9 protein-coding genes and 2 pseudogenes are annotated in these 16,362 nt (G+C 61.8%); 4 read left to right on the plus strand and 7 right to left on the minus strand.

All coding sequences use genetic code 11. From position 1 onward, the window contains the following. Positions 1 to 38: 38 nt before the first annotated feature. The 4 genes from LOKO_RS09635 to LOKO_RS09650 form a co-directional block, all read right to left on the minus strand. Positions 39 to 662, minus strand: coding sequence for a LuxR C-terminal-related transcriptional regulator (locus LOKO_RS09635; protein WP_066448276.1), 624 nt, complete (start codon positions 660 to 662; stop codon positions 39 to 41). Beyond that, positions 662 to 2,092: an HlyD family type I secretion periplasmic adaptor subunit gene (locus tag LOKO_RS09640; RefSeq protein ID WP_066448277.1), complete on the minus strand. Its 1,431-nt coding sequence runs from the start codon at positions 2,090 to 2,092 to the stop codon at positions 662 to 664. Before LOKO_RS09640 ends, LOKO_RS09635 begins: the two co-directional genes overlap by 1 nt. After that, entirely contained in the window at positions 2,092 to 4,263 is a 2,172-nt protein-coding gene (locus LOKO_RS09645; protein ID WP_066448278.1) for a type I secretion system permease/ATPase, read from the minus strand. Before LOKO_RS09645 ends, LOKO_RS09640 begins: the two co-directional genes overlap by 1 nt. 109 nt (positions 4,264 to 4,372) lie before the next feature. Further along, positions 4,373 to 6,607 carry a TolC family outer membrane protein gene (locus tag LOKO_RS09650; RefSeq protein ID WP_066448280.1) on the minus strand — a complete coding sequence of 745 codons (2,235 nt, stop codon included), beginning with the start codon at positions 6,605 to 6,607 and terminating at the stop codon, positions 4,373 to 4,375. A 546-nt stretch (positions 6,608 to 7,153) separates the two neighbouring features. Between LOKO_RS09650 and LOKO_RS09655 the strand changes: the two genes are divergently transcribed. The 3 genes from LOKO_RS09655 (at position 7,154) to LOKO_RS09665 (ending at position 12,450) form a co-directional block, all read left to right on the plus strand. Continuing rightward, positions 7,154 to 7,435: a hypothetical protein gene (locus tag LOKO_RS09655; protein WP_066448282.1), complete on the plus strand. Its 282-nt coding sequence runs from the start codon at positions 7,154 to 7,156 to the stop codon at positions 7,433 to 7,435. 149 nt (positions 7,436 to 7,584) lie between these two features. Then, positions 7,585 to 9,063 carry a tRNA uracil 4-sulfurtransferase ThiI gene (gene thiI / locus LOKO_RS09660; protein ID WP_066448284.1) on the plus strand — a complete coding sequence of 493 codons (1,479 nt, stop codon included), beginning with the start codon at positions 7,585 to 7,587 and terminating at the stop codon, positions 9,061 to 9,063. 168 nt (positions 9,064 to 9,231) lie between these two features. Further along, complete coding sequence (locus LOKO_RS09665; protein WP_083517529.1) at positions 9,232 to 12,450, plus strand: transglycosylase domain-containing protein; 3,219 nt, start codon at positions 9,232 to 9,234, stop codon at positions 12,448 to 12,450. Here LOKO_RS09665 and LOKO_RS09670 read toward each other — a convergent pair. The 3 genes and pseudogenes from LOKO_RS09670 to LOKO_RS09675 form a co-directional block, all read right to left on the minus strand. Continuing rightward, positions 12,393 to 14,669 carry an efflux RND transporter permease subunit gene (locus tag LOKO_RS09670; RefSeq protein WP_417935398.1) on the minus strand — a complete coding sequence of 759 codons (2,277 nt, stop codon included), beginning with the start codon at positions 14,667 to 14,669 and terminating at the stop codon, positions 12,393 to 12,395. The two genes, LOKO_RS09665 and LOKO_RS09670, sit on opposite strands and share 58 nt — an antisense overlap. After that, a pseudogene (locus tag LOKO_RS20635) lies at positions 14,659 to 14,886 on the minus strand (Mur ligase family protein); the annotation flags it as partial. The gene LOKO_RS09670 and the pseudogene LOKO_RS20635, both read right to left, overlap by 11 nt. Before the next feature lie 9 nt (positions 14,887 to 14,895). After that, positions 14,896 to 15,720 (minus strand): annotated as a pseudogene (locus LOKO_RS09675) (carbon starvation CstA family protein); the annotation flags it as partial. Between the two features lie 350 nt (positions 15,721 to 16,070). Between LOKO_RS09675 and LOKO_RS09680 the strand changes: the two are divergent. Then, positions 16,071 to 16,355: a hypothetical protein gene (locus LOKO_RS09680; RefSeq protein WP_066448286.1), complete on the plus strand. Its 285-nt coding sequence runs from the start codon at positions 16,071 to 16,073 to the stop codon at positions 16,353 to 16,355. Positions 16,356 to 16,362: the final 7 nt, after the last annotated feature.

The following is a 16,362-nucleotide window of genomic DNA, read 5'->3' on the forward strand; positions in this document are numbered from 1 at the left end:
CCTCCAGAGCTACGGAACTCAGCGAGAAATACCAAGCCTTATTGATCCATATCAAGCACTTTAGCCTCTTGCTTGGCTAACTGCAGAATCAGCTGCATGCGATCCCGGACCCCCAGCTTGCGGAAAATCGCCCCCAGATGCGCCTTGACGGTACGTTCGGTGATATCGAGTTCCCGTGCGACGACCTTGTTGCTTTTACCTTCGGCCACGGCGAGAGCCACTGTACGCTCCCGTTCGGTCAGCGCCGAAAGAGAGTCGCCGTTCATGCGAGCATGGCCTCCCAGTGCCTTGAAGGTGCCTGCTACCACGCTATTCAACAACTCGGGCAATACCCAGATGCCCTGGTTGGTGGTAACCAGCGCCACCTGCTGCAGCAGTACCGCAGGGGAAAGCGCGTGGGCATAGCCGCGGGCGCCGGCATTCAGGGCTCGTGAGGCTTCCTCGGGGGCCGGGGAGTAGCTCAGCACAACCAGAACTGCGCCTCGGCTCCCGAGATCCCGCACCAGCGTGTCCCAGCCGTCAAGGTTACTCATGACCCATGCCAGATCCCCCCGCCCGACCTGCTCCAGGGCCTGGGTCGGCCCCACCCAGCTGGATTCGGGAAATGCCATGCGCCAGCGAGGAATCTCGTCGCGCCCGTGACAAACGAAGAAATGTGCCATCAACGCTCTCCCATAGAATCGCTCCATGCCCGAAGAACGGGCTTGAGCAGGTACTGCATCACGGTACGCTTGCCGGTCATGACATCGACCTGGGCAGTCATGCCGGGTATCACCGACAGTTCATCTGCGAGCTCCTCGCCCTCGACCGTCCGCACGCGAACCAGGTAGAAGGTATTTCCCTCATCGTCGGTGATGGTATCGGCACTGATATGGTCCAATTCGGCCTGCAGGCCGCCATAGATGGCGAAGTCATAGGCGGTCAACTTGATCGTTGCAGCTTGACCGGGGCGCAGGAAGGCAATGTCCTGTGGAGCGATTCGCGCCTCGACCAGCAACTGGTCGTCGCTGGGCACGATATCCACGATTTCCTGGCCGGCTTGCGCAACGCCGCCGATGGTATTAATCGCCAGGCGCTGTACCACGCCAGCCACGGGGGAGCGCACTTCCGCCAGGCGGACCCTATCCTCGAGACCGGCGCTCGACTCATCCAGCGCATTGAGGTCGCCCATGGTCTGGGCCAGGTCGTTACGCCAGTCGCTTCGCCGCTCGATACCCAGTTCACGTAGCTGAGTCCTGGACTCCTCCACCGCCGCCTCGAGCCGTGCCACCGCCGAAGCCGCCTGGTTGCGCTCACCGGTGGCCCGGGACACCTCCCGTTCCAGCCGCAGGATGTCCACTTCGGAAACGGCGCCGGACTGCAGCAGCGGCCGAGTCAGGTTCAGCTCCTGGCCGGCCATGTTCGCCTCCCGCTGCGCGGTATCCCGCCGTGCTTTCGCTTCGTTGAGCTCCTCCTCGCGCTGGCGGACCCGGTCGCGAAGTATGCTCTCCTGCTCACGTAGCTCTTCGCGGCGGCTCTCGTAGACCTCCCGCTCCTGAGCCACGATATGGGGTGCTTCGACACGCAATTCTTCATCGGGATCGAACGGGGTATCCGTGATCAACGCGCGCAGGCGCTCGGCGCGGGCCTTTAGCGTCAGGGCCTGGGCCCGGTTCTCTCTAAAAGTGGCAACAAAGCGCGTGGGGTCGATGCGCATCAGCACTTCACCCGCCTCCACCAGCTGCCCTTCCCGAACCAGGATCTCCTGTACCACGCCGCCGTCGAAGGTCTGCACCTTTTGCAGCTGGCTTGAGGGTATTACCCGCCCGGTGCCACGCGTCACTTCGTCGATGGAGGCGAAGTATGACCAGGTGATCAGCGCCGCCACGGCAAGCGCAAAGGTGTAGAGGAAGGCCCGCGCTCGAATCGGGTCCTGCTGCATGCGCGCCCAGTCGGCGTCGCTGGCCCAGTCGCGATTGAGGTGGGCCGATGTGACCCGCCGGGAAAAGAGACGATCGATGAACGGCCGAAACGGCTTGCCGCCCACCTCGGAAAACCGTCCGATTGCCTCGAAGCCTTGCTGTTCAGCCGTGGGGCCTTTCTGCTTAGCCATCAGCTTGCCCTCCCGATCTGTCCCTTGCGCAAGGCCTCGACCACCTTGTCGCGAGGACCATCGGCGACCACCTTGCCGGCGTCGATGACGATGATGCGGTCGACCAGCGACAGCAACGACGTTCGGTGAGTGACGACGACCATGGTCTTGCCCTTTGCATAGGTCTTCAGGTTCGCCTTGAAGGTCTCCTCGCTGGCATGATCCATGGCACTGGACGGCTCATCCAGCAGCAGTATCTGGGGGTCGTGAACCAGCGCGCGAGCAATGGCAACGGCCTGGCGCTGGCCGCCGGATAGCGACTGGCCGCGCTCGCCCACCTGCAGGTCCACGCCGTGGGGGTGCGAGTTGACCAGGCCCTGCAGGCCGGCCAGCTCGATCGCACGCAGCAGCGCTTCATCGTCCACCCCATCGCTACCGCCGCCCGCCACCACGTTGTCACGCAGCGACCCAAAGAAGAGGCTCACATCCTGGGGTACATAACCGATATGGCGCCTCAGCTGGATAGGGTCGAACTGTCGAATGTCCACCCCATCGACCAGGACGGCCCCGCCGGTGGGCTGGTAGAGGCCCAGCATCAGCTTGTTCAGCGTCGACTTGCCACCCCCTACCCGCCCCAGCAAGGCCACCTTTTCGCCGGCCTCGATCTTCAACGAGATATCGCGCAGCGCATCGCGCTCTTCATCCGGATAGCGCAGCGTCACCTTGTCGAAGCGGATTTCACCGCGAATAACGGGCCGGCTGATGAACTGCTTGCCTTCCGGCCGCTCCACCGGTCGCTCCATCACCCCATTGAGCGACTGCAAGGCCGTGGATGACTGGTGATACTGCGCCAACAGCGCCGCTGCCTGGCTGACCGGCGCCATGGCCCGAGAGGAGAGGAGATAGGCGGCGATCAGCCCCCCCTGGGTCAGCTGTCCATCGATGATCAGGTAGACGCCGATGATGATCACGCAGACGGCAACGCTATGCTGCGCCCATTGCGCCACGCTGGTGACCGAAGAGCTGACCAGGCGTAACTGAGCCGCGGTGCGCGACAGAAAGGCGCTCGCCTTCTCCCAGGATCCCTGGATACGGCTCTCGGCACGCAGAGTCTTGACGGTTTCCAGGTGCGAGATCGACTCTACCAGCGTGGCATTGCGCTGCGCACCGATCCGCCATGTGGTTTCGGACAGTTCATGTAGCTTGCCCTGGGCCGCCATGGCATAGAGCAGGACAAACAGGATGCCGACAATCACGGGCAGCACCAATGGCGGGCCGATCAGTGCAATGATGCCGGCAAACAGCAGCACGAACGGCAGGTCGACCAGGGAGACCACCGTTGCCGAGCCGATGAAGGCCCGAATCGATTCGAAGGACTGCAGCGTGGCCGCGAAGGAGCCAGTGGAAGCCGGCCGGGACTCCATGCGCAGGCCCAATACCCGGGCCATGATGGAGGAGGAAAGCTTTACGTCGGCCCGACTGGCAGCAAGATCAACGAAGGCGTTGCGCATCAAGCGCAGCACCAGGTCGAAGCAGAGCACGACGAAGATCCCGGCTGCCAGCACCCAGAGCGTCTCCGTCGCCTGGTTGGGCACCACTCGATCGTAGACATTGAGCACAAAAAGTGGCATCGCCACCGCAAAGAGATTGATCAGGAAGGAGCCGATAATGACATCGCGGTAGAGCTTGCGATTCTCGCGAATGACACCCCAGAACCAGTGGCGCGCCCGCTGCTTCTTCACTTCCGGGCCACGCTCGTCGAAACGGAAACGCGGACGTACATAGATGGCCTGGCCACTGTAGCTGTCAAGCAAGCCATCGAGCTTCACGTCGGTGACGGCATCCCCCAGTTCGGGGAAGATCACCTTTGCCTGCCGCGCCTTGATATCCAGGGCAACGAGCACGCAGGCCCGTCCCGGCTCGAGCAGCAGAACGACAGGAAAGAGGGCCGGGTTGAGTTGCACCAGGCGACTCTTGACGATTCTTGCCGTCATACCTGCCCGGCTTGCGGCACGGGGAAAGACACCCGGCGTCAGCCTGCCATCCTCGAGCGGCAGGCCCGCCGTGAGGGACTCGGCCGTAACACCATGATCATGGGCAAGGGCGATACTTTGCAGGCAGGCGAGCAGTTCATCACGCACTGCGGACCTCGCCGACTCCGGCGCAGGTTCGATATTTTCCGGTAGGGTCACAACCACCTCTTGCGAAAACGGGAACGATGCAGGCCGCACAGGTCGTGCGGCCTGACATCAGGCAATGGCCCGGCCTGAACCGGGCTCACAGGTTGTGTATCGCCTGTCCCTAGCCGCGCACCGCATATGCACCGTGATAACCCATTCGGTCAAGCCGGTTCTGGAGTTCATCCAGCTCGCGAGAATCGATCGGTCCCAGGCGGACCCGATGCAGGCCAGAGCCGCTGGCGAGAGTCGCAGGGCGATCCAGCGCGCGACTCAGCTCATCGCGCAGGCCAAGCGCTGACGACTCGTGTGACAGCGCCGCCACCTGCAGGAAAACGGCATTTTCAGGCACGACAGATGCCATTTCGGCGCGCTCGATCTCTACCACTTCCAGCGGAATGCTGGCATATATGCCCGAGACTGCCTCCACCGCCTGCTCAACCGCTTCCGGAGCCTGCACTGCAGGGTTCGGCACGCTGCCGAACACGGCTTCCTCCTGACCTCCTTGCTGTTGCAGTCGGCTGGCGTTCTCCTGGCGTGTTTCGAGAGTGACCTCGACACGGCGGTTCTGCTGACGACCCTGCGCGGTGTCGTTGCTGGCCACGGGTTGGCGTGAGCCGTACCCCCGCGTCTCGATCAGGTTGCGTGGGACGCCTTGGCTGACCAGGTAGTCGGCAACGCTATCGGCTCGGCGCTGTGACAGTGGATCGTTGATGGCGTCGGTACCGGTGCTGTCGGCGTGGCCGGCGATAAAGACGCCACCAAGATTTTCCCGGTCACGAATCTGTGTGACCAGCGTATCCAGCTCGTTTCTGGCGTTGGGGGTAAGGTCGGCGCTGTTTACGGCAAACAGGGCGTCGGCCGACAGGGTGACATCCGGCCCCCGGACGGGCGCAGGGGCAGTCACGCCACCGGTCAGGTCGGCCAGGGTAAAGCCGGCCGGGCCCTCCAACGGGCAGATCACGCTGGGGTCGAGCTCGACGCCGTCGCTGCCCATCTCGGCCAGGCTCGGCATGTCGTCGCGCGCCACACCCAGAACCTGCATCAGTTGCCCCATGGCCGCCAGGGTGCGGGCATCGGCAAGCACGACGTCATATTCGGCGTTCACATAGGCACGGCTGGCCTCGAAGTATTCGTTCTCGCTGTCCAGCACGTCGAGTAGCGTACGCTCACCGATATCGAACTGCTGCTGGTAGGCGCCGCGAACACGGTCGATGGACTGGCGGTGCTCGTTCAGGTACTGCATCTGCTCGCGGAGGCGCTGCGTGTCGTTGTAGGCAATCTGGGTGGTCTGCCTAACATCGTTACACGCCTTGTCACGAAGGTTTACCGACTGCTCGACACGATCGCTGGCGGCACGGAAGGAGGCAAGGTCACTGCCACCACGATAGAGGTTCATGCTCGCCACCAGCTCGATGCTGTGCTGGTCGCGACGGCCCGCAATGCCGCTTTCATTATTGGTGCCGGTTCGGCCACGCAGATCCAGCCGCGGCTGGAAGCCCGCACGGGTGCCAGCCTGTTCGGCCCTTGACGCCTCGATATTCTCGATGGCGGCATGGAAATCGGGATTACCCTCGAAGGCCATGTTGACCGCGTCGGCCACCGAAGGCGGCAGGCGGTCGTCGAGCTGCGGCGCCGGCGCCAGATTCTCGGCAGGCAGTGCCCCAACGATCCGCTGATATCGCGACGTCACATCGTGCAGGTTGGATGCTTCGGTCATCAGGTTGGACTCGGCCAGCGCCAATCGACCGGAGATCTGCTGGAGATCGACCCCACGACCGGCGCCGGAACGCACCCGCTCCTCAATCTGGTCAAAGACCCGCTGATGCTCGGCATAGTTTTCCTGGGCCAGACGCACCAGGTCGCGATACCGGCTGACATCGATATAGGCACGAGCGGCTTCGAGCGCCACGTTCTCGCTCGCTCCCAGCAACTCGTAGTAGCGCACCAGCTTGGCACGATCCAGGCGCTCGACTTCGCTACGCGTGGCGAAGCCGTCGTAGATCATCTGGCTGAGTGTCAGTTCGGCGAAATCCGTATCGTAGCTACCGCGGCCATCCCCTTCGGTATATTCGCGCCCTATGCCGGCGGCCACATCGATACTTGGCAGGTAGTTGCCGCGAGCCACACCAACATCGTGACCGGCGGCGCTCAGGCCATTCCAGGCTGCCTGAACTTCAGGGTTGGTAGTGAGGGCCTGACGTATCACCTGCTGAAGGTCGGCCGAACCCGGGGCTGCCATACCCGGCGGCAGGCTCTGCGCCACGGCAGCCGTAACCGGCAGAAGTGTCAACGATGTGCCCAGCACGACGGCCTTGGCCAGCAGGCGGGCGCGGCAGAGGTCGGTGTTCGTTTTCATGGTGTTCCCTTTTCATAAGATCGGACACCCGCCGTGCGAGCATTGTCCGGCTAGAAATATGTTGTGAATTCTTGTTATTTCGGGGCTCATCCGGCAGTGCGGGTGGCGCATCCTTTCCCGATTCCCTTTCGAAACCTGTTCTATCACTGACATCATGCCAATGACTGACATCATGCCTACTCATGCGAGCTGTTTACTCGGCCATATACATGGCTGCTATCACAGGCATTCGCCGCATCATGCCATGAGCCTCTTTCTTTCCAGGCACTGATTTCAGCACACCCGGGATGCCCTATGTGGATCACTTCAGTATCATCTGATATCAACCGCCTAGATGAGAGCCGATCAGTCTTTTTTGTGATACCCACATGCTTTGTAAGGCAGCGTAACTGAGGATGTCGTTTTGTCCAACACATTCCGTGTAAACGCTACCCCAACACTTACCGCCCTTGACCCAGGGCAGGCGCTTTGGCCCTCTCCCGTCTGCCATCAAACATGCTATCGTCACCCCATCACCGACACGGCTATCATCTTGAGGAGGCCGCCATGTCCGCATCGGAAATCCAGAAGACACGCGTGATCAACGAGCTACGCGGATTCATCAAGAAAATGCTCCAGGAGCCGCAAATCCTCGAGCAGTCGCTTGCCATTGCGCGGCGTCACCTCGGCGAAGAGAGCCAGGAGGGCGTCGTGTCACGTATCGCCAACGAAATCTCAGACACAACCAGCGTCCACATTCCCGAAGACCCCGCCGATCACTCAGAAGCCGACAAGCTGTTTCTTGAATTGCTGAAGGAAGTGGTCAGTGAGGAGCAGGCCCTTTACTGAGCCCCGCCCCCTCCCATCGCCTGATGCCCGGCCCTTGCCGGGCATCGTCTTAGGCGCCACCGGCTCAGGAGCCTTTCTGCAACCTGGGGCCGGGTCCTGATATAATGGGCAGACAATTGATTTGACACCTCTTTTACAAGCACCCACCGATGTACTACTTGCTCAAGCTATTTCCCGAGATCACCATCAAGTCACGCTCCGTTCGACGACAGATGACCCGCTGCCTGGTCAGCAACGTCCGCAATGTGCTGCGCCCCCTGGGTAATGACATTCGGGTGGAAGGCAGCTGGGACGCGCTGCATGTCAGGCTGCCGGAACTGGCGACCGTGGAGTGGGGCCGACAGGTGGAGGACGCCCTGACCTGTATCCCGGGCATACACGAGGTGCAGCGCGTCGATGAACTGCCTCTCCTCTCCTTCGACGCTACCGCCCAGCATTTGCTGGCAGCCTGGCAGGCGTCACTGGTCGACCGCAGCTTTCGCGTCACCGTGAAACGCCGGGGCCGGCACGATTTCACCTCCGAAGAGATGGAGCGGCACCTGGGGCAAGCCCTGCTGGACGCCGTGCCCAGTGCCAGAGTGAATCTCGGCCGCCCGGATGTGGAGGTGCGTGTGGATGTCATCGACAACCGCCTGCGGATAGTCCGTCACCGTCGTCCCGGTCTCGGCGGGTATCCGCTGGGTGTCCAGGGACAGGCGATGACGCTGATCTCTGGTGGCTATGACTCTCCTGTCGCCGCCTGGAAGATGATACGGCGCGGGGTCAAGACCCATTTCCTTTTCTTCGATCTAGGTGGGGCCGGTCATGAACAGGCCGTACGCGAGGTCTGCCACCACCTGTGGCAAGCCTATGGCCGCTCGCACCGGGTACACTTCTTTTCGGTACCGTTCGAGGGCGTCGTCGCCGAGCTTCAGCGCAGCATTCCCGATGGCCTGATCGGCGTGGTCCTGAAGCGGATGATGATGCGGGCATCCAGTCGCATCGCGGCCCGCGCCCGCATACCCATGCTGGTTACCGGCGATGCCATCGCCCAGGTATCCAGCCAGAGCCTGACCAACCTGGCCCTGATCGACGAGGCAAGTGACCTACCGATCCTTCGCCCGCTAGTCGCCGAGGATAAGCAGGACATCATAGACACTGCCCGCCGAATCGGTACCGCCCGTTTCGCTGAGGTGATGCCGGAAGTCTGTGGGGCGATTTCTCAGCGCCCAAATACCCAGGCCCAACGTCCCCGTGTCGTGGCCGCCGAACAACACTTCGACTTCAGCGTACTCGATGCTGCCATCGACCACGTCACCCTGACACGCTCCGAACGACTGCTGGAGCAGGTGGCTCCCAAGGCGGAAGCGCCACTCTTCGTCGTGCAGAGCGCACAGGCGCTGGCCCAGGAAAAAAATGTCAGCGTGATCGACATCCGCCCCGACATCGAGCGCGAAACGACCCCCTTGACGCTACCCAGTGTCGAATGCCTGCAGATTCCCTTCTACGACCTGCAAGCACAGGCCGAGACACTCCCCGCCGACCGCCGCTACCTTCTCTACTGTGACCAGGGCTTGATGAGCCGGATGCAAGCCCTGCACCTGCTTGACCGAGGCCTGACCCACTTCGGTATCTATCGCGGCGCCTGAGCCCTATGGCTTGTCGTCTGGCTACTCTCCTCTCGGGCAACCCGTGAGGGGGTGGCTCCCCTGACTTGGAAATGCATGCCTTTACCGTTGGTAAAACTACTGTATTTCTCTCAGCGTTCTAGGCTACAAGAAGAGATAGCGGGGTATAAAAGGTAGAGGGAGGGGCGTATGGCACCGCAAGAGGGTTCGTCACGCCGGAACTCATCCGCTGCGTCCTGGGACGAACGAGATTCATCAGGTCGGAAAAAATCCCTCTTCATCGAGGAGCCACCGCTGGCGCCACCCTCCTTGCCGGCCAGGTCTCACCGGCTACTCTATATCGTGTTAACGGTACTGCTGGCCCTTTTTGCCGTGACTCTGGCCACCCTTCTTGTGGCTGAGGCGCGCACCTCCCACTTCCAGGCCCAGGAACTCTCTCGCTATGCCGGCACGCTGCGCTACACCCTGGCCCCGGGAAAGAGTGACCGTATACTCTTTCCCAGCCATGGTCCCTTCGACCAGCGCCTGGGCTATACACAGCTGCCAACTATCGAGTCACGCCTGCTGAGCAGAGGCTACGAGATAACCCAGCAGGCACGCTTCTCCCCCCCGCTGCTGGACTATGCCAAACGCGGGTTCTTCCCGCCCTACATCGAGAAGACACAGGCAGGCTTGACCCTGCAGGAATGTCGCGGGGAAACCCTTTATGCGTTTCGTCATCCACAGCGTCACTACCCCCAGTTTCATGACGTCCCACCGCTGATGCTGCAGGTCCTGCTGTTCATCGAGAATCGCCACCTGCTCGATGACAGCACGCCGTATGCCAATCCAGCCGTCGACTGGCCACGCTTCACCATGGCCGCCGTATCCCAGGTCGGCAGGGCACTGGATGTCACCGGCCAGTCTTCCGGCGGCAGCACTCTTGCCACCCAGCTGGAGAAGTACCGCCATTCACCTGGCGGCCTGACCGGATCCCCCATGGAGAAGCTGCGCCAAATGATATCGGCCAGCGTGCGCAGCTATATGCATGGCCCCCAGACGCTGTCTGCGCGCCAGGACGTGGCGCTGGACTACATCAATTCGGTGCCACTGGCAGCCGCTCCGGGATACGGAGAGGTTCACGGTATCGGGGATGCGCTCTGGGTGTGGTTCGGCGAAGAGTTCGATACCTTCAATCGAACGCTGTCGGGCGGCGACAATCCAGGTGATGACCTGGCGCAGCAAGGCCTGGCTCTGCGGCAGATCGTGGCTCTGATGATTGCTCAAAGACGGCCCTCCTGGTACCTCAACGGAGGTCGCTCGGGGCTGGAACAACTCACCGACAGCTACCTGAGGATCCTGGCCGACGAAGGCGTTATTTCCCCTGCACTGCGTGACACCGCTCTCAAGCAGCGCCTGACTTTCCGCGACTTCAGACGCGATCCGCCAGGCCAGCGGATCGGTCAGGACAAGGGCCTTCAGACGGCCCGCGGTCGGCTAGGCAATCTCCTGGGACAGTCATTCTACGACCTGGACAGGCTCGATCTCAGCGCCCGGACAACGCTGCATGGTGCGCTACAGGACGAGGTTACGGCTTATCTTCATCGCCTGGCCGACCCAGAGTTCGCCAGCGAGATCGGCCTGTTCGGTGACCGCCTGCTGGCACCGGAAAAGACGCAGGAAGTGCGCTACAGTTTCACACTCTATGAGCGTGGCGAAGACAGCTTCCGCGTTCGGGTACAGACCGACAACACCAACCAGCCCTTCGACATCAACGAGGGCAGCAAGCTGGAACTCGGCTCCACCGCCAAGCTCAGGGTTCTCGCCACCTATCTTGAAGTGATTGCCGAGCTCCACCGGCGCTACGCCGGTGAATCGGTAGCATCGCTGCGCCAGGTGGAACTGGATCGCCAGGACGTCCTCAGCCGATGGGTAGTCGATAGCCTGGCCAGCCAGCCCGAACTCTCCCTGGCCCAGCTGCTCGATGCCGCCATGGAGCGTCGCTATTCCGCTAGCCCCAACGAGGCCTACTTCACCGGCGGCGGACGCCACACCTTCAGTAATTTCCGGCGTGAAGACAACAGCCGTAATCCGACGCTGAAAGAAGCCATGCGCGAGTCGCTCAACCTGCCCTTTATTCGCCTGCTGCGGGATCTGGTTCGCTACAGCACGCACCATAATGAACATCGCAGCCAGTTGCTCGACGATGACCGGGACCCTCGCCGACTGGAATACCTGCAACGCTTTGCCGACCGCGAAGGGCGTGTATTCCTGCAGCGTTTCTGGCTGAAGTATCGTGACCTGGATACCGAGGAGCGCCTGGAGGCCTTCCTCGGCGGCCTGAGGATTACCGCGCCACGACTGGCGGCGGTTCACCGCTACCTGTTCCCCGAGGCCGACCGCATCGTGTTTGCCACCTTTCTCGCCGAGTGGCTCCCCGCCACCACGAAGCGCAGCGAACTCCCGATTGACGCACTCTATGAGCGCCACGCACCAGGAAACTACTCGCTATCGGACCAGGGCTATATTGCACAGGTCCACCCCCTTGAGCTGTGGCTGCTCGGCTATCTGCTGGACAACCCCGAGGCGAGCTTCTTTGATATTGCCGCCGCCAGCCAGCAGGAGCGCCAGGAAGTCTATGACTGGCTGTTCAGGACCCGCCACCGCAGCGCCAGGGATGTGCGCATCCGCACCATGCTGGAAGTCGAGGCATTCCTGGACATCCATCAGCGCTGGCAGCGCCTGGGCTACCCCTTCGAGCACCTTGTACCTTCGCTGGCCACTGCGGTGGGCTCGTCCGGGGATCGCCCAGCAGCACTGGCCGAACTGGTGGGAATAATCCTCAACGACGGTGTGCGGCTACCGACCCTGCGCATCGACGACCTGCATTTCGCGGCGGATACGCCTTACGAAACTCACTTCCAACCCTCCGACCGACTTGCCCAGCAGGTCATGGAGCCGGAGGTGGCTGCAACGCTGCGAGAAACACTTTCCAGCGTGGTGGATGGGGGCACCGCCCGGCGACTGCAGGGCAGCTTTACGCTGGAGGATGGAACACCTCTGCCCCTGGGCGGCAAGACCGGCACCGGTAATAACCGTATCGAGACCGTGGCCCGAGGCGGCCAGGTCATCGACTCCAGGGCACGCAACCGCACCGCCACCTTCGTGTTCTATCTCGGTGACAACCATTTCGGCACGCTCACCGCCTATGTAGCGGGCAGTGAATCGGACAATTTTCGTTTCACCTCTGCGCTACCGGTACAGGTACTCAAGGGCATGGAGCCGATTCTGCGCCCCCACCTCCAACCCGGCAGAAGCACCTGTGTGCCCACCGACGAGACGGATGTATTTTATTTCGCCGGGCCGGCATATCACGCCCCGGATTCGGCCGTTTCCCCTTCCTCGTCGGGGGAACTGGCACGGCGATAGGGAATGCCGAACAACAGCGAGTAGAGCACCGGCACGGCGATCAGCGTCAACAGCGACGCGAAGGCCAGGCCTGCCATTATCGTCACCGCCATGCTGTTGAAGAAGGCATCAGCCAGCAGCGGAAGCATGCCCAGGCTTGTGGTGCCCGCCGCCAGTGCCACGGGGCGCAGGCGGCTGATGCTGGCATCGATCAGGGCTCCCAGGCGCTCCTTGCCGGACTGGATCTGGGCATCGATCTCATCCACCAATACGATGGCATTCTTCATCAGCATGCCCGACAGGCTGAGCATGCCCAGCAGGGCCGTGAACGAGAATGGCAGCCCGGTCAGCAACAGCCCGATCACCACGCCGCAGATCGACATCGGCACCACCAGCCAGATGATCAGCGGCTGGCGCAACTTGCCGAACAGCAGTATCGAAACCAGCAGCATCGCGACAAAGCTCAGTGGCAGCTGACGGGCCAATGATTCCTGGGCGTCGGTCGAATTCTCGTACTCACCGCCCCAGGAGAGCGAATAGCCCGGTGGCAGCGTCATGGCCTCGATGTCGCCGCGAACCGCCGACAGCGCGCCCGCCGATGTCTGCCCTTGTGCCGGCTCAGCCTGTACCGTCAGCGTCCGCACCCGGTTGCGGCGATGTATCTGCGCCTCCTCGCTCTGGGTCTCGAAGGCATCGACCACCTGGGCAATGGGGATGAAGCGCTGTTCGGCATTGCTCCAGACCAGGCGATCGATCAGCCGCGAGACATCATGGCGTTCGCCAGCGGGCGGGCGTGCAACGATTGGGATAAGGTTGTCGCCTTCCCGATAGGTGCCGGCACGCACCCCGGAAGAGGCGAACTCGAGGGTCTGGGCCAGTTCATCACGGCTGACCCCGGCCATTCGTGCGCGCTCCTCGTTGAAGGTGGGCACAACCACCGTCTCCTGCTCGCGCCAGTCATGACGCACGTCGACCAGAGCGGGGTTGGCGCGCATGATGCCCTCGGCTTCATCGGCCAGCCCACGCAAGACGGCAGGGTCGCTGCCGTGGAAGCGCGCCTCGACCTGCGCCCCTGCCCCGGGACCGAACTGGATACGCTCGGTTCTGACTCTCGCCGCAGGAAAAGTCGCCTGCAACTCGGCGTCGATTTCGGGGTCGAGTTCAGCGATTCGCTCAAGGCTCTCTGCCCTCACGACGAACTGGGCATAGGCAGGGTCGGGCTGCTCGGGAACATAGGTCAACATGAACCGGGTCGCCCCGCGACCGATGAACGTCGATACGGCTTCGATGCCAGGCTTGTCCAGCAGGTAGGATTCGATTTCCTCGGCATCACGCTGCGTGGCACGAATATCACTGCCCTGGGGCAGCTGATAATTGACGTAGAATATCGGCGTATTCGAGTCGGGGAAGAACGACTGCGACAGAAAGGTAAACCCCCAGATGCAGGCTGCGGTAAGTGCAACCAGGAGCGCCACGGTCAAGACGCGCAGGCGCACCGCGGCGATCAGGAAACGGGCATAAAGGCGATAGACCAGGCCATCATAGGGATCACTCTCATCCTCGATATCGGCGCCGCGGAATAGGTAATGCCCGAACAGGGGGGTGACGGTAATGGCCAGCACCCAGCTCAGCAGCAGCGAGATCGCGATCACCGCGAACAACGAGAACAGGAATTCCCCGGTGACATCGTCGGAGAGGCCAATGCCGGAGAAGGCCAGGATACCGATGACGGTGGCTCCCAACAGAGGGACCTGGGTTCGCCGGGCCGCCTCGCTGGCAGCCTCCTTGACGGACTTGCCACGCTGCATGTTGATCAGCATGCCTTCTGCCACGACGATGGCGTTGTCCACCAGCATGCCCATGGCGATGATCAATGCCCCCAGGGAGACCCGCTCCATTTCGATGGAGAATATCCACATGAAGAACAGCGTGCCCAAGACCGTGAGCAGCAGCGTGGCGCCGACGACCATACCGACTCGCCAACCCATGAACAGGCAGAGGACGGCAATCACGATGGTGACCGAGATCGCCAGGTTCATCAGGAAGTCATTGATCGAATCATCGACGACATGGTGCTGTTCATAGATGGGGTGAAGCTCGACCCCAAGGGGGATGCGCCCTTCCAGCGACTCGAGGTGACGCTCGACGGCATTGCCCACTTCGACGATATTGGCTGAAGCCGAAGTCCAGTATCGTCCGTGGAGCGGCAAGCCGAGACCAAAGCGGGTAGTAGCGATCATCACGGTTGAGTACCGCGATGCCCTCGTCGCCCAGACCGGCGAGAATCTCCGCCTTGGCCTGGGCGATCTGCCCCATGCCGCCGAACTCGCCCACATGGGCGCCGGTGANGTTGATCAGCAGGCCCATCAGCACGCCAGCTGTGGAGAACACGATGGCCGACAGTACCAGCGCAGCCTGGTAGAGGCTGTTGAACTGGGTTACGAGTATCAGTGCCATCAGGCCGATCGCCACCAGGGTCGGGTTGAGCAGCACGATTGCGCCGTACAGCACGATCAGGCCGATGAACAGCTGTAGCCCGTTGATGTAGTCGCGGGGCTGCAGCAAAACCCACACCGGCAGCAGCGAGGCAATGGCCGCATAGGCAAAAAGGATCAGAATCCATACCGCATTGCCGGAAAGCCCGCCCACCTCGGCTGGCATCTGCAACGGCACGGAGGGTCCGATGCCGATCAGGGCATAGAGCGCAATGACCCCGATGATCGAAACCATGGGCAGGCTCAGCACGCGACGATAGATCAGTTGCCCGATGATCAACGCCACCAGGATGGCGCCCCATACCGGCACCACGGCGCTGGAGAAGTTCATCATCAGGCCCGCGATCACCACGGCGAATACCGCATTGACCATCAGCAGCACGAGGAAGATGACGATCATGAAGATGCTGCGGGCGCGCTTGCCGACCACGTCGCCGGTCAAGGCCCCGACGGACTTCGCCTTGTTGCGCACGCTGGCCCAGATGGCGCCGAAGTCATGTACACCGGCAAAGAAGATGGTCCCGAAGACCACCCAGAGAAAGGCCGGAAGCCAGCCCCAGATCACGGCGATAGCGGGCCCCACGATGGGAGCCGCCCCGGCCACCGAGGTGAAGTGATGCCCCCAGAGGATGAAGCGATTGGTTGGCACGAAGTCGACGCCATCTTCGTACTCGTGGGCGGGCGTCCTGAAGTCCGGGTCCAGGCGGTAGATCTTCTCGGCGATGAACTTGGAGTACAGGAAGTACCCCGCTGCCATCGCGGCAAGACCCAGAACCAATAATATGATTGCGCTCATTTTGGTCGGCTCCTTTGTCAGGATTCTTGGTTCTTGTCGGCTCACGTGTTGCGCGAGCGCTGGACCATGCAGTCCAAGGGGAATGCAAGATCGAGGATGAAAGGCAAAGGCCAGAATCACCCCAAGGTGGCGTCGGATCACCCAAAGCCTAGACCACGATTGGTCATTTTCACCATTCCATTACACAACGGTCAAAATGGGACATCAGGATGAGGCACGGTTCAGGGGGATGGAAATCAGATCCGCGTCAGCGTCGACAGGTGGCTAGTCCAAGGTCGTAATGCCCTTACCATGGCGAACACGCTACGCTGCTCACAACGGTCGATCGCTCACAAGACAATGAGATTCCAATGCAAGAGATCCTGCTTCACTTCGCCATGGCCGCCACCTTCGGTGCCTTTACCGGCTCGCTGTTCCGTCTTACCCGCCGGCCCGGCTACGAGCGTCCGTTCATGTTTCCGGTCGTGGGTCTGATCGCCGGAATTACCGCCTACATGATTTTTTATGTCCTCGCCTCAACCACCGGCGCACCCACGTGGCTGCTGCCAATACTCATCGTGCTTCAGGTTTGGCTATGGCTCGGACCGTTGGGGCCGAAGTTTCGCAAAGCGGAAAACGGCGATGAAAGCCGTTAATGCTGAA

Source organism: Halomonas chromatireducens (assembly GCF_001545155.1).
In the GTDB taxonomy this organism is placed as follows: domain Bacteria; phylum Pseudomonadota; class Gammaproteobacteria; order Pseudomonadales; family Halomonadaceae; genus Halomonas; species Halomonas chromatireducens.